Raw genomic sequence first — 21,731 nt, forward strand, 5'->3', positions numbered from 1 at the left:
ATCAGCACGCGAGATGCTTCGCCTCCGGCTCTGCATGACGTTCTTTTTACTTTCTATCCACCACCCTAAGGCAGCACCGGTGCTACGCTGGCTTGAAAGGAGGAAGCGGGTAGCCCTTCTTTGTTGTAAAGATTTGCCCCTTCCGGGTTGTCGGCCCAGGCGTAGCGCACGGCCACGGGCGACGGCACGGCATCACTCCAAACCACCACGGTGTTGCCGTCAATCCGGGCTTGGGCCCAGACGAATTTCTTGTCGGGGCCGGCCACGGCAAACTGCTTGAGCGGGCCGCCCCCTTTGACCTGCAGACCGGTACCCACGCTAGAAAAGCGCAGCGTGACCTTGTTGCCACTGACCTGCATGGACTGGTAGAGCGGCCCGGAGGCCACTACCTTTTTCTCGCCGTAGGCTACCTGCTGGGCTGCCAGCGCCAATCGGTGCCCCACGGTTTGCTTGTCCAGGGGGTGAATGTCGTTCCACTCGCCCGCGTCAAGGGCCACGGCCATACCGGTGCGCGGCACGGCCAGCGTCCGGCGCTGGGCCTCGCGCACTTCGGCCCAGCCACTCTCGCTGGGCTCCGACTTCACGGCCATGAAATTCGCCAGCTGCACGTAGAGAAACGGCAAATCGGGCCGCTGGAAGTGGGTACGCCAGTCGTTGATCAGGCTGGTCATCAGGGCTTGGTAATCCTGGGCCCTGCCGGCGTTCGACTCGCCCTGGTACCAGAGTACGCCCTTGAGGGCGTAAGGCAGCACGGGCGCAATCATGCCGTTAAACAGGGCCCCAGGCTGAAACTGAAACGGCGTGGTACCGGGTGTGGGCGGCAGGGTAGCGCCCAGCTTGTACTGCCACGGCCCGCGCAGATCCAGCGTCTGGCCGCCCGCCCGCAGCTGGTAGTTCTTGTCGAGGGTGAAGCCCCCGCGCCCGCCGTTGCTGATCAGGCGCACGACCACTACGTTTTTGCCGGCCTTCAGCACGCCGGGCTTCACCTCGTACTTGCGGGGTGGGTACTGGTAGCCCGTGGTGCCCACCAGTTGGCCGTTGATGTAGGTAGAATCGGCATCGACCAGGGTACCCAGTTCCAGGCGGGCCGGCTGACCCACCATGGCGGCGGGCACTTCTACCTCCTTCCGAAACCACACTACCCCGTTTACCGGGCCCAACGGGGTTTGGTCGGCCCAGTAGCCGGGCACGTTCATCGTGGCCCAGCCGCGGGCATCATACTCCGCAGCCGACCACTTTTGCTGGCCGCGGGCCTCGCCCTGATCGGCCTGGTAGAGGCGCTGGTACCAGCTGGTTACGGCCGCGCCTTCCCGCCGCCGCAGCTCGGCTACCTGGGCGCTGTCCCGGTACTTATCGGCCTGCTGCACATACTTCGGAAACTGGCGTAGCGCGTCGGCGCTCAGCCAGGCTTCGGCCGGCGAACCGCCCACGGCGTCCTTAATCAGGCCCACCGGAACCTGGTATTTGGCGTTGATTTCCTTGGCGAAGAAGTAGCCCACCGCCGAAAACTGCAGCACGGTTTGCGGGTCGGCCGCTATCCACTTGCCCCCGGCTACGTCGGTGCGTGGCTTTTGCAGGGTATAAGCCATCGGCACCTCGTACTGCCGGATGCGCGGGTTGGCAGCCTGGGCAATAACTTCCGGAAACTTGTCGCGCAGGCGCGACATGGGCGTCTCCATGTTCGACTGCCCCGACAACAGCCACACGTCGCCCACCAGCACATCCTTCAGCGTAATGCGGTTGCTGGCCGTAATATCCAGCTGGTAAGGCCCCCCGGCTTTCAGGGCCGGCAGACTGATTTGCCATTTGCCATCCTTGCCCGCGGCGGTTTGGTGGGTCTGGCCGTTGAACTTAAGGGCCACCTTCTCGCCGGGCGCGGCCCAGCCCCAGATGTTCACGTTGGTGTCGCGCTGCAGCACCATCCCGTCGCTGACCAGCTTCGGCAGGCGCACCTGCGCCTTGGTGTCGGTGGGTGCCAGCAAGTAGCTACCGAGTAAGGCAAGCACCAGGCCTTGCCGACCCAGGGTAACTGGCCTAGAAAGCAACGGGCTAGAAAAGAGGAAATGCATCATATGAGTGGTTTATTACTACATGTACCGTTCGATTTGCCGCGCATGTGACTTGCGTGCTCAGCCCTTGGGCGAGCCTTGCTCCTTTACCGGCCTAAAACAGCCCCTGGGCAAACAGGTATAGATCGTGGCGCCACACGGGCCAGGTGTGGCCGCCGGGGTACTCGCTGTACACATACTTGATGCCTAGCTCATCCATTTTGGCCCGCATCAGCTTGTTGTTGGCGTAGGCGATATCGGCGGGCCCGCCCATCGAGAGCCAGAGCTGCTTCAGGTTGGTATTGATGGTGCCGACATTGGCTTTCATAAACGCGTACTGCGGGTCCGACAAGGCCGTATTATTGGCAAAAAACCCCGAGCTGAATACGCCCAGGTGCGCAAACAACTCCGTGTTCTTGATGCCGGCGTAGAGCGTTTGCAGGCCACCCATCGATAGGCCTGCCAGCGCCCGGTTAGTGGCCCCCGCCGCCACCCGATAGTTGCTTTCCACCACCGGCAGCACGGTTTGCTTTAGCTCGTCTTCAAACCGTTTTAGGGTACTTTCGTTGAAACCCGCCAGACCACCGGGGCCACCCAGGTTGCCGTCCAGCATTACCACGAGCATGAGCTTGGCTTTTTTCTCGGCAAGCAGGTTGTCCAGAATCAAATCGGCTTTGCCTTGGCGGGCCCAACCGGTTTCGTCCTCGCCGCCGCCGTGCAGCAGGTACAGCACCGGGTACTTGGTGGCCGTATTGGCGTCGTAGCCCGCGGGCGTGTACACGTAGAACTGCCGCCACGAATTGGTGACTTTCGAATAATAGCGCCTCATCCGCACCTCACCGTGGGGCACGTCGCGCAGGGCGTAAAAGCTGGTGCCGCGGCCCGGAATTTCGATGCCGCTGGCCATGCGGCCCATGCCGTAGAAGGTGGCGCTGGCGGGGTCGGCTACGGGCAGGCCGTCGAGCACCAGGGAGTAGTAGTGCAGGCCCCGGCTCAGCGTATCGGTCGTGACGGTCCAGGTGCCGCTGCTGTCTTTCACCATGTCGTACTTGCGGCCTAGGTCTAGTTGGGCTTGCTGCACGCCGGGCGCTTTCAGGCGAAATACGGCGCGGTTATCGGGCAGAATCTGGGGGTACTTGGCGTTGCGCACGTTGGTGGCGGCGGGCGCGCCCAGCACCGTGTAGGTGGGCAGCGCCGCCACCTCGACGGGCTTGAACAGGAACTGCGAGAACATGTACAGCCCGTTTTTCCAGACCTTGAAATCGTGCCCGCCGGGCTCTAGGTAGTATACGTGCGACACCCGGTGCTCGTAGAGGTAGTCGTGGGTGCGCTGGCTGATGGGCAGCAGGCCATCCTGGTCGCCGCAGGAAATCCAGAGGAGCTTGAGCTGCTTGGTGGCTTTGGCGGGGTCGGGCACCAGTTGCTCGGGTAGTTTGGTGTTGGGCGCCGACGAAAAGCCGCCTACCCAGGCAAACGTATCCAGGTTGCCCAGCCCGAAATTCAACGACTGCCCCCCTCCCATCGACAGGCCAGCCACGGCCCGGTTCTCGCGGTTCTTAAGCGCCGGATACGTCTTTTCGATATAGGGAATAAGGTCGGTTAGCAGGTCTTTCTCGAAGTTGGCAAACGCGGCTACCTTATCTGGCCCGTAGATATTGCCAACGGGTCGGTCGTCTTGCATGGCCCGGCCGTTGGGCATCACCACCAGCATGGGCTTAAGCTTGCCCGCCGCGTACAGGTTATCCAGAATCACCTGCGGGCGCCCGCCCCGGAGCCACTCCTTTTCGTCGCCCCCAATGCCGTGTAGCAGGTAGAGCACCGGGTACTTCTTCCGTTTGGAATAGTCCGGCGGCATGTACACCAGGGCCTTACGCACCGTCCCTACCGTTTTCGAGGGGTAGCTGATGCTGTCCAGCTTACCAGCCGCAATGCCCGCGGTAGGTTGGTCGAAGCCCTTGGGCGCTTCCTTCACAGTCGGTTGGGCAAACGTGCTGCTTCCGCTCAGCAGAACCACGCCCAACATGATAAGCAATACGTTTCTCATGGCTTGAAAAAGGACTAGCAGGCGTAGGTAGCAAGCGGGTGGAATGTCAGACGGATGGCCAGTGGGAGCTTTTCGCCTCCTACTCGAATTTCACCCAGTCAATTTCAACGGGCGTGTTGGTTTTGGCGGAAACCACCAGCGTATGCGTGCCGGGCTTAAAGGCTGCTACCGGGGCTTTTACCTCCTGCCACTGGCTGCCCTTGGGCACGGTTACTTGGGCTAGCAGCGGGCCGGTGGCCCCGTCGGTGCGCAACTGCACCGTGGCGCCGGCAGCGGCCTGCACGCGCAGCGTCACCGTTTTAGGGGCCTGTTTACCAAAGGCGACGCCGTTGTACTGCACCCAGCCCTGGTTATCAGTAAACACGGTTTTCCAGCCTTGGAAGGTGTTGGCCGGGTCTAGAAAGGCAATGGAAGCGCCGCGGCTGCTCAGGCGGCTGTAGCGGTCCAGCTGGATTTTCTGACGGGCATCCGTCAGGCCCACGCCGCGCAGGGTGGGCACCACTTTTCGGATGGCTCCGTCGGGCTCGAAAAACAGGCTATCCAGCCGAACCGACCGGCTCTTGTCGAAGGCCGGCGACAAGTCGTTGTGGTGGTAGAACAGGTACCACTGGTTGTTGAACGGCAGTAGGGAGTGGTGATTGGTCCAGCAGCCGGTCGGCGACTCGTCCATGATGACGCCCTTCACCGTGAACGGGCCCAGCGGGCTGGTGCTGGTGGCGTATTCGAGGCGCTCCGTCTTGTTCTCCACGTGCGGATACGTGAGGTAGTAAATGCCCTTGCGCTCAAATACAAACGGTCCTTCTTTCAGGCCTTTGGTGGGTAACTCACCCAGCGTAACCGGCTCCGAGGCCAGCTCCAGCATGTTGGGCTTGAGTTTGGCGGCGTAAATGTTGCCCTGCGACCAGTAGAGGTAGGCCTGCCCGTCCTGGTCAATCAGCACGTTGGGGTCGATGCCGCGCACCCCCTTGATGGGTTGCGGCTCCGGCACGAAGGGGCCGGTGGGTTTATCGGCCACGGCCACCCCCACCGTAAAGCCCTTGTTGATAGTAGTATCCTTGGGGGTAGTGGGAAAGTAGAAGTAGTACTTGCCGTTGCGGGCAATGCAGTCGGGTGCCCACATGCTGTAGCTGTCGGGCTTCACCCAGGGCACCTTGTTTTGGGTTACGATGACGCCGTGGTCGGTCCAGTCGGTGAGGTTCGCGGAGGAAAACACGTGGTAGTCCTCCATGCAAAACCAGCCGACCTTCCCGCGCTCCGGGGTGGCCAGAATGTCGTGGGAAGGATACACGTACACCCGGCCGTTGAACACCCGCGCCGTGGGGTCGGCGGTAAACTGGTTGGCAATAAATGGGTTCTGGGCCTGCGCAGTGCCTCCCAGCAGCAGGGCCAGCCCGCTCAACAGATACGGCAGTTTACTAGGTAGCATGGGGCCAGGGGGTTACTTGGTTCCGGTAGTGGTGTCCGCAATGCGGAAGTAGTCGAAGTCGGCGTAGCCGCCAGCCGTCTTGGTGGCGTAGGTGAACAGCCCAAACCGGTAGCCCATAAAATGCGGCAGCGTGTAGGCCATCTTGAGCGGCGCCCCAATGGCTTTCCAAGCCTTTCCATCGAGGCTATAATAAAAAGTGGCCACGTCTTTGCGCTCCGTGAAGTCACACTCTGCTTTGAAATAGACGGTATTCTGCGTCAGGGGCAGGCGTTGCAGCTCCACAGGCTTCTCCATTTCGGCGCTAATCATGACGATGGATTTGGCGCCGTTGCGGTAGTCTACCCCCACTAGGCCGTACCGTTTTTGCAGCAGGGCTAGGCCAGCAACATCTCCCTCTTTCAGGTGCGACACATCCAGGGCGGTGGTGCCGGCGCAGGTCGGCCCGATGGTGCGCTGGGTGAGGGTATTGCGAGCCAGCAGGAAGGTAGTGTCTAGGCGGCCGGTTTTCAGGCGCAGGTAGCCCGCCCGGTCGGTAAGCGACCAGAGGGAGTTTTCGGGATTGTGGTTCCACTGCCACACCAGCGGCAGGGCAGGTTCACCCTTACGCCGGTTAAACTCATCCGACGCTACGATGCCCGGAATCAGGCCTTTGCTGGGCGGTAAGGGTAGCGTCTGGGGTACTTTGCCGGCCGGACTTCCCAGTACGGGCCAGCCATCAGTCCACGTCACAGGCACCAGGTACGGGATGCGGCCCACGGCCCCGTAGTCGCGGAACAGGTAGGAAAACCACCGGCCATCGGGCGTGTCGATGAGGCCGCCCTGCGCCACGCCCAGATCTTGCAGCGCCACCCGCCCTTCGTAGGGGCCGGTGAGCTTGTCGGCCCGGTGCACCACCACGGTGCGCATGCCGCCTTTGGGCCAGGTGATGTTGAAGAGGTAGTACTTTCCTTTGATTTTGAACAGTTGGGAGCCTTCGGCGGGCAGGCCTAGGTTGGGGCCGGCCGGGGCACTGGCGTTTTCAATCAGCACCTGCTCCGTGGCGCCGGGCTTCACGCCGGAGGCGTCGGCCGTTAGCTCAATCAGCCGCAGCTTGCCGGCGCCATACACCAGGTACACGCGGCCATCATCGTCAAAAAACAAGGAGTGGTCGTGGTAGCTGGGCTTAAACGACGCGACTTTCCAGGGACCCTTTTCAATATTCTTGGTGGAATACACGTAAGTTTTGCCGGTCGTTTGGGCGAAGGTCGAGACGTAGTAGGTGCCCTGGTGAAACCGCAGGCTACTCGCCCACGAGCCCCGACCGTAGGTGCTCTTGCCGTTTGTCAGCGTCAGCTCATCCAGGCTACCTAGCATGTCGGACGCGTAACTGACCAAGTGCCAGTTCACCAAGTCCGTCGACTTCATAATGGGCACGCCCGGACTCATGTGCATGGTCGTGCTGCTCATGTAGTAGGTCGTGCCCACCCGAATCATGGCCATATCCGGCACATCGGCGAAGATGACCGGGTTTTGCGCCTGCTGCACTTGCGCCGCGAGCGGCGAAACCGCAGCTGAGGCAAGGACTAGCCCGAAGACAAAAGCACTTTGCTTGATGGAGTAAGACATGGCAAAAACTACCGGGGCAAGTGGTTTAGTGGTGAGGCGCCGGTTTGATAGCCTGGTAGTTACCACTCAGATGCAGCAAGCTGAACAGGTACAGCAGGCCATCGTAGTACGGGTCGAAGTAGCCGTCTTCGTAGGGCGCTAGCTTGGCATTCCAGAGCGCGTGCACGAAGTCCAGCTTCTGCTTGTCCTGACTGGCCAGGGAGGCCGCGGCGGAGGTAGCTACCAGGCCCAGCGAATGCCGGAGCTTCTTGACGTCGCCGGCTTGCAGAATGAAATCGGGCCGGGAGCCATCCACGTTGAACTGGTCTTCGAAGGTGGTGAGGCCCTTGCTGCGCAGAAAACCCTGGAAACGTTGGGCGTACTGCTCCTGCCAGGCCTTATCCTTGCCAAACCACACGTAGTCCATGGCAATGTTCATGGGTACTCGCCAGGAATCGTAGCGGAAGGCCGGCGGGGCCCACTTGGTAGCGTGAAGTGCCCCGCTGAACTCGGTGTAGTCGTAATTGAGGCCGGTTACGGGGTTACAGGCGCGGTGCAGAAACGCCCGCGACGTATCGGCGCAGGCCCGGTAAAACTGCTCGTGCCCATCCTTGGCATACGCAGCCCACACCTCCAGAAAAGCTGGCAGGTGGTACGAGGGGTCGGTCCAGGTATACATGTCGCCCACCGGCACAAAAGATATTTGCTTGTGCTGGGTGTTGATGAGGTTATACACGTTGCCGGTGCCATCCTTTTGCCACATGGCATCCAGGATGTTGCGCGCCTCTTGGTAGTAGTTGATGCCGGTCGTATTTCCCCAGCGGTTGGCGGCGAATAACAGACTGGTCACGAAGTACAGCTCGCCATCGGAAGCCGGCCCCTCGGAGTTGCGCTTCATGGTGGCCGGGTTGATGCTCCAGGCGAAATAGCCCCTCAAGGGTCCCTCCTGGTGCTGCAGGTACTTCTTCGACCAGCGCCAGATGCGGTCAAACACCTCCTTCTTGTTCAGTTGCACCGCCACCATCAAGCCATACGAAACCCCTTCGGTCCGCACGTCGTGGTTCTTCAAATCCGACACGTAGGCCATGGAGTCGCCCACTTCGAAGTACACCCGGTTAGGCCCCTCGAACACGTCGTGGTAGGCCTGCGTCACTTTCTTGTCGATGTCGGCCTGGCTATAGCCCGCTTCCCGCAGCAGGTTGGGGTACTGCCCCGTGTAAAACGCTCCTTTCCGGGTTGGTTTCGCCGGTTTAGGTAGGCGCTGCGCCGTGCTGCTGCCTAGGCCTATATACAGCACACACAGCAGCAGACAAATACTCTTGGTCCGTTGAAGAAATGTGAGATATAGGTTCATCGACCAAGCTTCTGGATGTGACTGCGTGTGCTGTTCCGTGAGTAACCTACTGGCGGCAAGTAGGCCAGGGAGCCAGCCGCCGGTACAGGCCTAGGGCTGAACGACAAAGCCGCCCCGCGCCGGCAGCGTCACGCTGAGGGTGGAGCCCGCCACGGCCTGGGTGCTGAAGCTGCGGTTGGTATCGCCATCAGTGATGAGGGTGCCTTTTTGCAGGCCTAGTTGGCTGAGGTCGAGCTGGATGGTTTTGGGGGCGTCGGTGCCGTTGATGCCGGCCACGTACCAGGCGCCGCCGGGTGCTTGGCGGGCCAGCACGGCGTACTGACCAGGGTAGCCATCCAGAAACTTGACATCGGCCCAGCTTGGCGGCAGCTTTTGCACAAACTCCCGCACGTAGGCCGGCTGCGCAGCCATGCCCTCGGGCACCTCCGCGTAGTGCTGAATGCCCGACTGAAACAGCACCGACAGGGCCAATTCAAACGCATTGGAGGTGCGGCGCTCCTTGCCCCTGATTTCGGAAAACGCCATGGGCGTGAAGTCCATGGGCCCCACCGCGTTGCGGGTGAAGGGCAGCACGGCGCAGTGCGTGGGCTCCTGGTCGGTGTTGGCCTGGTCGAAGGTCAGGAACTCAAAGCCGCGCACGGCTTCCATCGTCACCAGGTTGGGGTAGGTGCGGTTCCAGCCCCTGGGAATGGTGGTGCCGTGAAAGTTCACCAGCAGTCCGGCCTGAGCAGCATCCACAAGCAGGTCCTGGTAGTAGTTCATAAACGACTGCCCATCCCCACCGAAAAAGTCAACCTTAATACCTGCAATGCCCATTTGCTTGATGCGGGCGAATTCCTGGCGGCGGCTTTCGGCCTCGAATAGGACATTGGTGGGAGTTTGCGGCGCCTCGTTCCAATGGCCATTGGAGTTATACCACACCAACAGGCCGACGTTTTTGCTACGGGCATACTGGGCCAGCTCCTGCGTTTTATCGTAGCCGATTTGCTTGTCCCAGAGGGCATCGACCAGGCAGTAGCCCCAGCCCATGCTAGCCGAATAGTCGATGAAGCGGCGCTGCACGTCGTAGGTGGTCTTATCGTCGCCAAGCAGTACCCACGACCACGACGACTTACCAGGTGCCGCAGGCAAAGCCGCCGATTGGGCAGGCGCACTCACATCGGTAGTCAGCGTCGATTCCACGATGGGCCGCAGCGAGTTGCCTACCACCAGCACCCGCCAGGGCGTGCGCCACGGCAACCGGCTTTCGGGCAGCAGCGCGGCCTCGGGGGTAGTGCGCTCCGGGGCCTGCGGGAAGGCTACACTGTACTCCGCATCGGGTGCGGAGTGGCCTAGGTGGGTGCCGCTATAGGTACGCCCCATGCCGGCTTCCGTGAGCAGTACCCAGTGCCCGCCTACTTCAAACAGCGCCGGAAACGACCACCCCTGCCCTAGCGTAGAGGGCGTGCCGGCCGCAATGCCCCGCTGGTAGTACTCCTCATACGAGGGCTGGGTGTTGGCAAAACCAGTCTGGGCTTTGGCGTGCGGGTGCAGCCAGCCTTTGGCAGTGGCCGGCAAGTGAAAAGTGGTGGCTTCCGCTGTTATGCGCTGCACTTCCTGGCTGTTGCCTTCCACCACGTACTGAAACGCTACCCCATCGTCGGACACCTGAAACACCACGCTCAACTGCGGCCCTTTGGCCCGGCTCTTGAAGTGCACCACACGCCGGTTGGCGCGGTAGCGGCAGTTGGCCCGCTTGTCGGTGGCGAGCTGGTAGTCGTCGGTTACGGTAGTTTGCTTGTCGGCTTTCCTCAGCTTGAGGCCCTGCGTGAGGTCGGCGCTGGCGAGTTGCAGCCCCAGGCGCGAGGGGCGCAGCAGCTCCGCCTGCCGGTAGCGCACGGCGTAGGTTGGCTGGCCCTGGGGGGTTACCTCTACGGTCACCTGCACCGCCCCATCGGGACTAGTAATGCGGATGGGCTTGGCGGCCTGAGCCGCGGCGAGGGGTAGCACGAGCAGGCAAATGAGTGGGTAGTAGCGCATAAAAGGAAGAAGGAAGCGTAGCCAGTGGGCCGGGGATTATTTCTTGTACACGGGGTCATTCCCCTCGTACTTCAGCCACGTAAAGGAGGCGGTGTTGGTGGTAGGCTGTCCGGCCGAGGTGCCGTACATGCCGTACAGGCAGCCGATAAAGCCTCCGGCTACCTGCGTGCTCAGGAAGCGCGCATCCACCTTGTCTTTCAGTACCGTATAGTTCTTGCCATCCTCCGAAAAGCGGAAGCTGTACGTGTCGCCGTCGGCATTGATGCGCAGTTGCACCTTGCCGGCCGCCGCCTTCAGGGGCGCTTTCGCTAGCAACTCCGGGTTCTTAGCGTCGGTAGTGCTCTTGAACAGCTGCACGACGGGCTTGCCATTCTCTACCGATTTGCAGAGGTAGTAGAAGTGCTTTTCATCTTGGAAAGCCACCAGGCCGGCCGTTTCATTCGGCGCCTTGGCCGCAAAGGTCAGTTCGGTTTCGGCACTGCCAACCATGTGCTGCTGGCGCTTGCCGATGAAGGCCGGGTTACCGAGTTCGGCGCACGTTTCGGGTTTGAGCTTCAGGGTGAGGCCTTTGGCCTTGCTCAGGGAGAAATTAGTGCTATCCACCGTGCGCAGGAACAGCAGCGCCGGGTCTAGCTGCTTCTCGAAGGTGAGCGTGTAGGCAAAGTTGCCGCTCTGCGGCCGGGCGCCGGGCTGCTTCACCTCGGGAAAGTTGGCTTTGTAGCTGTATTGTACGCCATTAGGCCCCGGGTCCATGACCGGCCACTCGTCTTTCCACACCACGGGCACAATAAAGGTCTCGCGCCCGGTATTGTAGAAATTCCCCTCGTAGGGCTGTACGGCCAGGAAAATGGCGTAGGTCTTGCCATCCGGTCCTTCCACAAACTGCGCGTGCCCCGCCGAGGTGATGGGGTCTTTGCGGTCTTTGGGCAACTCGCGCTGCGAGAGGATGGGATTTTTCTCGTAAGGCACAAACGGCCCTAGCGGCGCCTTGCTGCGGAATACCACCTCCGTATGGTTGACCGACGTGCCCCCTTCCGCGGCATAGAGGTAGTACCAGTCATTGCGCTTCATCAGGTGCGGGCCCTCAATCCAGACGGGCTTCTTGCTCAGGTCCACCCCACCGTTTACCACAATTTTGGCCTCGCCCACCGTTTGCAGTGTTTGCGGGTTTAGCTCCATCATCTTGATGGAGCGGTGACCGTCGTAGAGCGGCTTGTTGTCGGGCGGGTCGCTGTTGTAGATGACGTACGCCTTGTCGCCCTCAAAGTACAGCGAGGGGTCGATGCCCTTGACCTCGGGTAGGAAAATTGGGTTGCTCCAGGGCCCGGCGGGGTTCTTGGCCGTCACCACAAAGTTGCCCTTGTGGTCGATGAGCGTGCAGGTGACGTAGTAGGTGCCGTTGTGGTACTCAATGGCCGGCGCGAATAACCCACGGGTCATTCGGTCGCCCAGGAAGGTCATTTGCGAGGGCCGGTCAATCACATTGCCCACCTGCTTCCAGTTTTTTAGGTCTCTGCTGTGCATGACCGGGATGCCTGGAAAGTAGGAAAACGTGGAGTTCACTAGGTAATAATCCTTACCCACCTTGGTAATACTAGGGTCTGGGTAAAAACCCGTTAGGATGGGATTGACCAACTCAATCGATTGTGCAACTAGACCGAAGCTGTGCAGGAGTAAGGCAGCAGTAATACCCAGCCACGCTTTCATGTTGGTTTGTCTCATATGCTCTGGTGGGAAGTAATGGCCCCGGTCTTGGCGCCCGGGCCACTTTGACAGTACTGGGGCCACAAGCAGGCTGGAGTAAAACTACTACTTTCTTGGGCCTTGATAGGCAGGATAAACATATTGCCGACAGTACCCCTGAGCCGCATGAGTTCGGATTCGGTACTACTGCCGGCAATACATTACGTTAGCGTACTAGCTACTAACCAGACTATTGTGGATAGCCAGGGTTCTGCGTGATTTTACCCCCCGTGCGGTCAATTTCCTGCCGCGGAATGGGGCGCAATACGTGGTAGGGCTGGATGTTAGCGGCAGCGTTAGAGCCGTAGTTATCCGTTACCCCGGGGATGGGGGAAGGCTTGGAGTTGATCAAAGCAGGCACGTATTTCTTCACGCGCTCCACTAGCTTGCCCGTGCGCACCAGGTCGTACCACCGCAGCTGCTCACCGGCTAACTCCCGGCTGCGCTCATCCAGGATGAAATCAATGTTGAGCTGGCTTGCAGTGATTTCCATTTGAGCAGCTCTACCCGGAGCGGCAGCCCGGCGGCGCACTACGTTGATAAAGTCGCGGGCTTTGGTCAGATCACCCAGGTACATGTTAGCCTCGGCGGCAATCAGGTAGGTTTCCGACAGACGCATCAGAATCAGTGGCCGGTCGGAGCTTGTGTTGGTAGCCGGGCGGGTGGCGTCATCAAACTTGTTGATGTACGGCGAGAAGTTGGTGGTATAGGTGCTAGGAGTACCTACTACGTACGGGCCATTGGGACGGGCCGCGATGCGCGCACGCTCGGCGGCCGTCAGCTCACGGCCCGCATACCAGGCAGCGGTATCCCCTACTACTCTATTCGGATTGAAGTTCCGGCCACCGTTTATGAAGGTCGTATTATTAACCAACCACAACGTAGTGAACCACTTACTGTAGCGGGTGTCGGTTGTGCGCCACTGCCGGGGAGTAGTTTCCGAAGGCAGAATATACGACTCTAGCAGGTACGGGGTGGAGGTAAGACGCCCGAAGGGTCGACCGTAGATAATACTCCGCTCTACGTTGGGCAGCAAGTCGTAGCGGCCGCGAAACAAGTAGTTGGTTTGGTTCTGCCCGGCGCCACCGGCCCCGTTATCCGAGATACCCGTAAAAGTAGGGTCGGAGTTGAACTGTACGTTCATCAGAATCTCCCGGCCGTTTTCGTTGCCTTCTCTGAATACATCAGCGGGGTCAGCCTCCAATCCTTTCCCATACTTAGTGGCCGCGTCCCGGATGAGTTCTTCCGCAAACTGCGCCGCTTTGGCGTAATCGTCGGCTTGCTTGGCCGTGGACGTAGCTCGCGTGAGGTGCACCTGCGCCAGCATGTGCAGGGCCGTAGCCCGCGTTACGCGCCCTGGCTGCGCGGCCGTGTTAGCAATTTTGGTCAGTGCGTCGTTCAGATCCGCCACAATAGCACTGTACACATCGGCTATCGGAGCGCGGGTGTAGTCCTTGGTAGGCTGATCCACGAAAGAGAGCGTCAAGGGTACATCACCGAAGGAGCGTACGAGGCGGAAGTAGTACCAGGCGCGGAGCACTTTGGCTTCGGCTTCCGCCTGCGCAACAACAGCCGGTGAAACTCCCTGGGCCTGGGACGCATATTGGATAACGCCGTTAGCCGTATTGATGGAGCGGTAGTAGCTACTCCACGTATTCGCTATGTTTCCGTTGGTACCGTTAAGCTGGCCGGCGTTGTAATCCTCGAATCCTTCCGTGGCGGCAAAACCACGCATGAACTCATCGGTGCCCTGGGAGATAAAAATGGAGCCACCTTGGTCGGCGGTAGCATTCCGCAGGCCGGAGTACACGCCCGCTAAGCCGGCCTGAATGCCTTCAGGCGTACCGAGGAAGCCCGGCACCAAAATGGAACGCGGGGTTTCGTCCAAGGTGTCTTTGCTGCAGCTGCTGGCGGCTAACAGGAGCGCCAGTGCCGAACCAGTAAGCAGAATCTTTTTCATATAGTCGAGTACGCACGCGGCGTCGAGAAAAGTTTACGATTAGAAACCTACGTTTAGCCCCACAATGAAGGCACGGGTGGTAGGGTAGTTGGTACCCGCTAAGCCATCAAAAGAAACCCCGCCGTTAACAGAGGTATTGCCGCTGAATCGGGTCGAATAGGACAGGGCGTCCGGGTCGATAGCCTTGTTTTTCTTGTAGTACTCCACCGGGGACCAAATAAGTGGGTTCTGCACTTGCACGTAGATGCGCGCGTTGCTCATTTTCACTTTTTGGATGATGCCGGCGGGTAGCGTGTAGCCCAGATCAATGCTACGTACCTTAATAAAAGTGCCACTCAGGTACGACAACGTTTGCGAGTTAAGCACGAAGTCGTTGAAGTAGTTCTGGTTAGGCTGCGGGTAGCGGTTCTCCGGCGTAGCGGGCGTCCAGTACGGTAAGTTCAGCTGATTGCGGCGCCCGCTAAAGGTGGTGATGTAGTTGGAGGGAAACAGCAGCGGATCCACCACGGTAGCGCCCACGCGGGTAAGGCCCACCGCCGTCAGGTCGAAGCCTTTGAAGCGGAAGCGCTGGGTCATGCCGGCCTCAAATTTTGGCTGGCGCGTACCGATGATTTGCCGATCAGCCCCATCGACCACGCCGTTACCGTTCAGGTCTTCTATTTTGACTTGGCCTACCCGAGTACCCGCTTTGGCCGCCGCGGCTGCTTCATTCTGCTGATAGATGCCGGCGTACTTATAGTCGTAGAAAACGAAGAGGGGCTGGCCAATGAAGCGCTGGTTGCTGATGTCGCTCCGGGGGTTGCCGTTTTCGTCATCACCCAAGCCCAGATCAAGCACTTTCTCCCGGTTGATGGTGAAGTTCCAGTCAGTGCTCCACTCAAAGCCACTCGCAGAACGTACGTTAACCGTAGTTAAGCTAATCTCCAAGCCACGGTTTTGGGTTTGGCCGATGTTGCGCGTAAAGGAGCCGTAGCCACTCGTAGTGGGTAGGGCATCGGGCAAGAGCAAGTCGCTGGTGCGCTGCTGATACACTTCTACGGCACCGGTAAGGCGGTTGTTGAACAAGCCAAAATCAAGGCCGAAGTTGGTGGTGGCCGTGTACTCCCAGCCCAAGTTGGGGTTCGGAATAGTGGCCGGAATGGCACCAGCTACCCCGGTTCCCCCGAAGTTATAATAGCCATTGCCTAAGCTAGACTGCAGAGAACCCAGGGTCTGGTAGGGGTTTACAGCCGTGCTACCCGTACGGCCGTAGCTGGCGCGCAGCTTTAGGTTGTTTACCCACGCATTGTCCTGCAGAAACGACTCATTGGCAATGTTCCAGGCCACGGCAGCCGAAGGGAAAGGCTTGTACTTGTTGCCGGGAGCCAGGCGCGAGGAGCCATCCACCCGCATGGTTAGGGTGGCGGAGTAGCGGTTGTCGAAGGCGTAGTTTAGGCGGCCCATGTAGGAAATAATATCCCACTGGCTCTGGTTGCTACGCGAAAACGAAGGCGTACCGGCACCTAAGTTAAAGGCTTGCTGGTAGTTAGTAGGCAGGTTCTGGGCGCCGGTTTCAAACCCATCCGTACGGAACTGCTGCCAGCTATACAATCCGGTGAAGTTCACGTCGTGCTTCTCCGCGAACGTGCGGTTATAGGTCAGCAGGTTTTCAACCAGCAGGTTAAAGGCGATGCTGTTGTTACGCGTGGCCGCATTCTGGCCCCCCGCACGCGCTGGCGTGTTCGACGCAAAAAACGATTCGTTGTTTTCCGTACGACCGTCGAGGCCGAGATTCAGCCGGTAGTCCAGTCCTTTCAGAATGTTTACCTGCCCGTAGAGGCTGTTGAACGTGCGCAGACGCCGGCGCTGCTCAAAGTGCGCATCCTGCGTGTAATAACTGAGCGGGTTTGCCTGGGCGTTGTCGGCGTTCGGGAAGAGGATGGGAAGGCCGTTGGCATCATAGGGCGAGGCCAGTGGGCTGCTCGTGAGAATGTTGTACGAGATATTCAGGCCCGGATCATTCTGGCTGGTAAAGGAGTTGAGCGTGTTTAACCCCACTTTTATCCGCTTGCCAATCTGCTGATCCAGCGTGCCCCGCAAGGAGTAGCGCTTGATGCCTTGCACGGGCACAATGCCCGTTTCATCGTAGTAGCCCAACGAGGCCGAATATTGGGTTTGTTCACTGCCACCACTCACGCCCAGGGCGTGGTTTTGAATCCGACCGTTCTGGAACAGCAGGTCCTGGTAGTCGAAGCTTCTGCCAGCGGCGAAGTTGGCCTTCTCGTCATCGGTTAGGAAACCCGCGGCGCTGTTCGGGTCCTGGCCCGCTGCGCGAAATGCTTCTGCCCGGTAGTTGTAGTATTCCTGGCCGTTCTGCAAATCATAGAAGCCGTACGGTTTTTTCACGCCGTAATAGGCGCTGTAGGTTGCGCGCGGGGCGCCCGCCTTACCACGCTTGGTAGTAATCAGGATGACGCCGTTAGCGCCGCGGGCCCCGTAAATGGCCGTAGAGGAGGCATCTTTTAGTACTTCCAGGGACGTAATATCGTCGGGGTTCAGGTCATTCAGGTTACCATCAAACGGTACCCCATCTACCACCAGCAGCGGGTCGTTGCTGCCCGCAAACGAGCGGTTGCCGCGGATACGAATAACCGGCGCCTGCCCCGGAGCGGTGCTGGTGCTGGAGATGTTCACGCCCGCCGCCCGACCTTGCAGGGCCTGGCCGATGTTGGCCACCGGCACGTCGCGCAGGGACTGCTCATCCACGGAAGAAATAGCGCCCGTTACCTGGCTTTTCTTCTGCACGCCGTAGCCCACCACCACTACCTCGCTCAGGGCTTTGGTATCGGTGCTCAGGGGCACGTTGAAGGTGGTATTGTTGCCGATGGGCCGCTCGACGGAGGTGTAGCCGATGGCCGAGAAAACCAGCGTGGTTCCTCCGGCCGGAGCCTGCAGGGTAAAGGACCCATCGGTGCCGGTTGAAGCGCCGGCGGAGGTGCCCCGCACCAACACCGTGACGCCCGGAATGCCTTCGCCGGTGGCCTGGTCCGTTACCTTACCCGAGATGGTGCGGGCGGCTTGCGCCTGCGCCTGTGCGGGGGCCAACAACGCGCCCGCCACAGGCAGACCAGTAGCCAGGAGCAGCGGCCAACCCAGCCCAAAAGCCGATTTTCGTATAGTTGAGTGCATGGAGTGTGGGAACTTTAAAGTGTGGGATATTGCAGGTAACCCGGCCGAGGGCGGGCGCTAAAAGCCAATGGAATTGCCCCCATCCACGGGCAGCGAAGCCCCGGTGATGTAGCGGGCGGCCTCGGAGGCCAGGAATACGGCCGCGTGGCCGATGTCAGAGGGCTGCCCGAACTTGCCCATGGGCGTGCGGCGCATGGCCCGGTCGCGGCGGTCGGGGTCGGAGTTCATGGCCGTGCGGCTCATTTCGGTTTCGATGAAGCCGGGGGCAATGGCATTCACGCGCACATTGTGCTTGGAAAACTCCGAGGCCAGCACCTTCACCATGCCCTCCACCGCCGACTTCGAGGCGGCGTAAGCCACTACCCGATCGATACCGTAGTAGGCAGCCATCGAGGAAATCATCAGAATCACGCCGCTTTGGCGCTCCACCATGCGGCGGGCGCACACCCGCGTCAGGGCAAACACGGCGTTCAGGTTGGTGTGGATGATGCGGCTGAATTCCTCGTCGGTGACGTCCAGGGCCGGCTTTTTCATGTTGATGCCGGCGTTGTTCACGAGTACATCCAGCGGACCGTGGGTGGCCTCAATCTGCTCCACCAAGTCTTCCAGGGTGTCCAGCTCGCAGACGTCGTTGGTGAGGTAGTGCACCGAGGGGCCCAGGTCGGCCACGGCCTCTTGGAGCACGGCCTCGCGGCGGCCGGTAATGATGACGGTGGCGCCGGCCGTGGCCATGCAGCGGGCCATTTCCAGCCCAATGCCAGTGCCGCCACCGGTTATGAGGGCCAGCTTGCCTTCCAGGGAAAACGGGTTCGACTGGTGCTGCCCATTAGGCTGGGGGTGCGGGGAAACGAAGGACTCAATGTGTGCCATGCCAGAGAAGATGAGGCGGTGCGAAGAAGAGGTAGCGCATTAGCGCAGTTGATAGAGGTCGACCAGTTCCTTGACCTCGGCCAGGGGCCGGGTGGGCGGCGTAAGCGTGGGCGGAATAGGCCGCTTGGCGTAGGTCTGGAAGTAGAGCACGCAGGCGTCGCGCCACCACAGGGCCTCGCGGTGCTGAATGCGCAGGCGAGCGGCCACATCGGCGTGCAACTCAGCGTCCAGGGCGGGGCGGGCCTGCTCCCACTGCCGCTGCATCCAGAGCACCGAGTCGGCGCCGGTGTAGTAGCGGGTGGTTAGCTCGTCCCAGAGGGTGCGGCCGGTACTCAGCTGCTGCCCCCAGCCCACGTGGTGAAACCAAAGCAGGTAGTCGGGCGGGCAGGTGGCGGGGTTGCTCCACACCTGGCGGGCGCCGGGGGCGTAGAGGCTCAGGGCGTTAGAGCCGCGGGCAGTGCGGTCGAAGCCCAGGCCTTCGGCATCGGCCTTGTGGTAGTACACGGAGGTCCAGTCGGGGCGGGCGCTTTTTTCCAGCCAGGGCTCGGGGCCGTAGTGAATGCTCTGGCCCATGATGTGGTGCAGGCCCAGCGGCGTGGTGTAGCGCACGTACACGTCGCGCGACTGATTGAGCACCGGCAGGATGCTGGCCAAAGCCTGGGGCTCCCGCGTCAAGGTCATTTTGGTCCATTCCTCGGCAATGGCCGCGGAGCTGAGCGTGTGGTCCCAGGCCAGGCGGCCGTAGGCATACCAGTTGGCCTGGCCCACTGGGTGGCCGGTCCAGTTCCGGTCCGAGCCGATGTTAGCTACCCCCGCAATACCACTAATAGAGTGCTTTTCCAGAGTACCATCGACCACCTTGGCAACTGTGGAGCCCGGACCCTGGGAGTGGGTATCGGCGTCGAGGCACTCCTTGATAAGCGGCCCCAGGTATACGAGGTGGGTAGCGAAACCCAGGTATTCTTGCGTTAGTTGCACTTCCAGCACCAGCGGGGTGCGCGGCATGGCCCCGAACAGCGGGTGAAACGGCTCCCGGGCCTGGAAGTCAATCGGGCCGTTTTTCACCTGCACCAGCACCTTAGGCGAAAACTTACCGTCGAGGGGCTGAAACTCCTCGAAGGCCTCCTTGAACCGGTCGCCCTTGGAGTTGGCCTTGTACACGAAGGCTCGCCACATCACTACCCCATCGTGGGTGCCCAGGGCCGTAGCCAGCATGTTGGCGCCATCGGCGTGGTTGCGGCCGTAGTCCTGGGGGCCCGGCTCGCCCTCGGAGTTGGCCTTCACCAGAAAGCCCCCGAAGTCGGGAATGGCCTTGTAGATTTCGTCGGTTTTGGCTTTCCACCACTGCGCCACCTTGGGGTCCAGGGGGTCGGAAGTAGGCAGGCCGCCAATGACTTTGGGCGCGGCCCAAAACACCGAGAGGTACACCCGGATGCCGTAGGGCCGCATCACGCCGGCCAGGGCGGCTACTTTTTGCAGGTACTCCGCCGTGAGGTAGCGGGCACTAGCATTGACGTTATTAAGTACTACCCCGTTAATACCGATGGAAGCATTGGCGCGGGCGTAGTCCTGGTAGCGCGGGTCGAGGCGGTCGGGCAGTTCCAGCCACTTCCAGATGGAGGAACCGGCGTAGCCGCGCTCCACCGTGCCGTTGGGGTTGTCCCAGTGGTTGAGCAGGCGGTACTCGATGCGGGGCTGGCTGCTGAGGCTGAGCTGCTCGGGGCGCTGACCGGTTTGCACCTGGCGCAGCAGGGCAAAGCAGCCGTAGAGCACGGCCGCGTCGGTGGGGCCGGTAATTTCCAGTCCGTTTTTCTGGCTGCTGATGCGGTAGCCCTCCCGGCCCAGCGTGGGGTCCGGGGCCACGCGCAGCCGGATGCGGCCCTTGCCGCCCGGCGCCGCCCCTACCGGCACCGAGCGCCCCAGCAAGCCTTGCAGCCCGAGTTGCAGCTCGTGGGCGGCGGTTTGCAGGGTAGGAGTTGCGTTGCCTTCCACCACAATACCACGGGCCCGGTCCTGCCAGGCCTTGCGCAGGCTGGCCTCGGGCAGCTCATCATACTTCAGCCACAGGCGGTAGCCGTCATCGGCGCGGCAGCCGAGGCTGGCACCGAGGCAGAGGAAGGCAAGCAGCAACAAGCGGGGTAGCATAGGTGGGAAGGGGTAGAAAGAAGGTCGGGTGAGGCGGGGCGTGGTTACACGAAGCGGGTAGCGGGGGCTTCGGCGGCAAGCGGGGAGGTAGCCTCCTCGGTGGCCTGCAAGTTGCGGCGGATGCCGAGCTCCAGGCCCCGCAGCTCGGCCAGCCCGCGCAGGCGGCCGATGGCGGAGTAGCCGGGGTAGGTGCGCTTTTCCAGGTCGTCGAGCATTTGGTGGCCGTGGTCGGGGCGCATGGGCAGGCTGGGGTTGCCTTCGCCGGTGCGGGCCCGACGTAGCTCCTCGCGCACCAGCTCCTGCACCACGGCGTACATGTCCACGTCGCCGGTGAGGTGGTCGGCCTCGTGGAAGTTGCGCGGATTTTCCTCGCGCTTGGTAGCGCGCAGGTGCACAAAATGAATGCGGTTCCCGAGGCGCCGCACGATGCCGGGCAGATCATTATCGGGCCGCACGCCCAGAGAACCAGTACAGAAAGTCAGGCCATTGGCCGGCGAGTCGTAGGCCTGCAGCAACCCCACCAGGTCGGCTTCGGTGCTGACTACCCGGGGCAGGCCCAGCAGCGGAAACGGCGGGTCGTCGGGGTGAATGCAGAGGCCAATGCCCACTTCCTCGGCCACCGGCCCTACCTCTCGCAGGAAGTGGTACAGGTTTTCGCGCAGGGCGTCGGCATCAATAGCGGCGTACTCGTTGAGCAACTCCTGAAAGCCCGCCAGCTCAAAGGCCTCCTCGGAGCCGGGCAGCCCCAGCAACACAATATTGGTGAGCGTAGCCACTGCTTCCGCCGACATTTCCGCGAACTGGGCGCGGGCCGCGGCGGCTACCTCGGGCTCGTAGTCCAATTCGGCGCCGGGGCGGCGCAGAATGCAGAGGTCGAACACCGCAAAATCCTGCCACACGAAGCGCAGGGCGCGGGAGCCGTCGGGCATTTCGTAGTTCAGGTTGGTGCGCGACCAATCCAGCACCGGCATAAAGTTGTAGCACACCGTGCTGATACCGCAGGCGGCTAGGTTGCGCAGGCTTTGCTGGTAGTTGCGGATGTACTCGGCGCGGGCCGGGCGGCCTTTCTTAATGTCTTCGTGCACGGGCAGGCTCTCCACCACGGCCCAGTGCAGGGGCGCGTACCGGTCGTTGTCGGCCTCCACTAGCTGCTGACGGGCCCGGATATCTTCTTGGCTCCACACGGCTCCCACGGGTAACTGATGCAGGGCCGTAACGACGCCCGTGCAGCCGGCCTGCCGGAGTGCGAAAAGAGAAACCGGGTCCTGGGGCCCGAACCAGCGCATGGTGTGCAGCATGGAAAAACGCGGCGTTACAGATTAGTAAAATTCAATTTATCTACCATCCCCCCTCCTTTTAAGCCAGTAGTG

At 61.0% G+C, this 21,731-nt stretch carries 12 protein-coding genes; all 12 read right to left on the reverse strand.

Features of this window, described 5'->3' with window-relative positions; translation table 11 throughout:
• Positions 1 to 65: 65 nt before the first annotated feature.
• A complete protein-coding gene (locus tag MWH26_RS08980) occupies positions 66 to 2,072 on the reverse strand; it encodes a sialate O-acetylesterase (protein ID WP_311136890.1) in 2,007 nt (668 codons plus the stop codon).
• A gap of 91 nt (positions 2,073 to 2,163) precedes the next feature.
• The gene (locus tag MWH26_RS08985) at positions 2,164 to 4,092 is read right to left on the reverse strand and encodes an alpha/beta hydrolase-fold protein (RefSeq protein ID WP_247976936.1); all 1,929 of its coding nucleotides are present in this window, start codon (positions 4,090 to 4,092) and stop codon (positions 2,164 to 2,166) included.
• A 79-nt stretch (positions 4,093 to 4,171) separates the two neighbouring features.
• Positions 4,172 to 5,518, reverse strand: coding sequence for a family 43 glycosylhydrolase (locus MWH26_RS08990; RefSeq protein ID WP_247976937.1), 1,347 nt, complete (start codon positions 5,516 to 5,518; stop codon positions 4,172 to 4,174).
• Positions 5,519 to 5,530: 12 nt separating this feature from the next.
• On the reverse strand, positions 5,531 to 7,123 hold the full coding sequence (locus MWH26_RS08995; protein ID WP_247976938.1) for a glycoside hydrolase family 43 protein: 1,593 nt from the start codon (positions 7,121 to 7,123) through the stop codon (positions 5,531 to 5,533).
• A 25-nt stretch (positions 7,124 to 7,148) separates the two neighbouring features.
• Positions 7,149 to 8,399, reverse strand: a complete 1,251-nt coding sequence (locus MWH26_RS09000; RefSeq protein ID WP_247976939.1) for a family 8 glycosyl hydrolase — start codon at positions 8,397 to 8,399, stop codon at positions 7,149 to 7,151.
• A gap of 147 nt (positions 8,400 to 8,546) precedes the next feature.
• Entirely contained in the window at positions 8,547 to 10,475 is a 1,929-nt protein-coding gene (locus tag MWH26_RS09005; RefSeq protein ID WP_247976940.1) for a glycoside hydrolase family 97 protein, read from the reverse strand.
• 36 nt (positions 10,476 to 10,511) lie between these two features.
• The gene (locus tag MWH26_RS09010; RefSeq protein ID WP_247976941.1) at positions 10,512 to 12,197 is read right to left on the reverse strand and encodes a glycoside hydrolase family 43 protein; all 1,686 of its coding nucleotides are present in this window, start codon (positions 12,195 to 12,197) and stop codon (positions 10,512 to 10,514) included.
• A gap of 211 nt (positions 12,198 to 12,408) precedes the next feature.
• Entirely contained in the window at positions 12,409 to 14,178 is a 1,770-nt protein-coding gene (locus MWH26_RS09015) for a RagB/SusD family nutrient uptake outer membrane protein (protein WP_247976942.1), read from the reverse strand.
• Between the two features lie 39 nt (positions 14,179 to 14,217).
• Complete coding sequence (locus MWH26_RS09020; protein ID WP_247976943.1) at positions 14,218 to 17,346, reverse strand: SusC/RagA family TonB-linked outer membrane protein; 3,129 nt, start codon at positions 17,344 to 17,346, stop codon at positions 14,218 to 14,220.
• A 57-nt stretch (positions 17,347 to 17,403) separates the two neighbouring features.
• Entirely contained in the window at positions 17,404 to 18,216 is an 813-nt protein-coding gene (locus MWH26_RS09025; RefSeq protein WP_244696279.1) for an SDR family NAD(P)-dependent oxidoreductase, read from the reverse strand.
• Positions 18,217 to 18,255: 39 nt separating this feature from the next.
• Positions 18,256 to 20,361, reverse strand: a complete 2,106-nt coding sequence (locus MWH26_RS09030; protein ID WP_247976944.1) for an alpha-glucuronidase family glycosyl hydrolase — start codon at positions 20,359 to 20,361, stop codon at positions 18,256 to 18,258.
• A 44-nt stretch (positions 20,362 to 20,405) separates the two neighbouring features.
• Positions 20,406 to 21,659, reverse strand: a complete 1,254-nt coding sequence (gene uxuA / locus MWH26_RS09035; protein ID WP_247976945.1) for a mannonate dehydratase — start codon at positions 21,657 to 21,659, stop codon at positions 20,406 to 20,408.
• Between the last annotated feature and the right edge of the window lie 72 nt (positions 21,660 to 21,731).

Origin of the sequence: Hymenobacter sublimis (assembly GCF_023101345.1) — a bacterium.
Taxonomy (GTDB): domain Bacteria; phylum Bacteroidota; class Bacteroidia; order Cytophagales; family Hymenobacteraceae; genus Hymenobacter; species Hymenobacter sublimis.

Bases quoted from the DNA above. Each gene is read 5' to 3' on its own strand.
- MWH26_RS08980 (WP_311136890.1), bottom strand. From the start codon at position 2,072: ATGATGCATTTCCTCTTTTCTAGCCCGTTGCTTTCTAGGCCAGTTACC.
- MWH26_RS08985 (WP_247976936.1), bottom strand. From the start codon at position 4,092: ATGAGAAACGTATTGCTTATCATGTTGGGCGTGGTTCTGCTGAGCGGA.
- MWH26_RS08990 (WP_247976937.1), bottom strand. From the start codon at position 5,518: ATGCTACCTAGTAAACTGCCGTATCTGTTGAGCGGGCTGGCCCTGCTG.
- MWH26_RS08995 (WP_247976938.1), bottom strand. From the start codon at position 7,123: ATGTCTTACTCCATCAAGCAAAGTGCTTTTGTCTTCGGGCTAGTCCTT.
- MWH26_RS09005 (WP_247976940.1), bottom strand. From the start codon at position 10,475: ATGCGCTACTACCCACTCATTTGCCTGCTCGTGCTACCCCTCGCCGCG.
- MWH26_RS09010 (WP_247976941.1), bottom strand. From the start codon at position 12,197: ATGAGACAAACCAACATGAAAGCGTGGCTGGGTATTACTGCTGCCTTA.
- MWH26_RS09015 (WP_247976942.1), bottom strand. From the start codon at position 14,178: ATGAAAAAGATTCTGCTTACTGGTTCGGCACTGGCGCTCCTGTTAGCC.
- MWH26_RS09020 (WP_247976943.1), bottom strand. From the start codon at position 17,346: ATGCACTCAACTATACGAAAATCGGCTTTTGGGCTGGGTTGGCCGCTG.
- MWH26_RS09025 (WP_244696279.1), bottom strand. From the start codon at position 18,216: ATGGCACACATTGAGTCCTTCGTTTCCCCGCACCCCCAGCCTAATGGG.
- MWH26_RS09030 (WP_247976944.1), bottom strand. From the start codon at position 20,361: ATGCTACCCCGCTTGTTGCTGCTTGCCTTCCTCTGCCTCGGTGCCAGC.
- uxuA (WP_247976945.1), bottom strand. From the start codon at position 21,659: ATGCTGCACACCATGCGCTGGTTCGGGCCCCAGGACCCGGTTTCTCTT.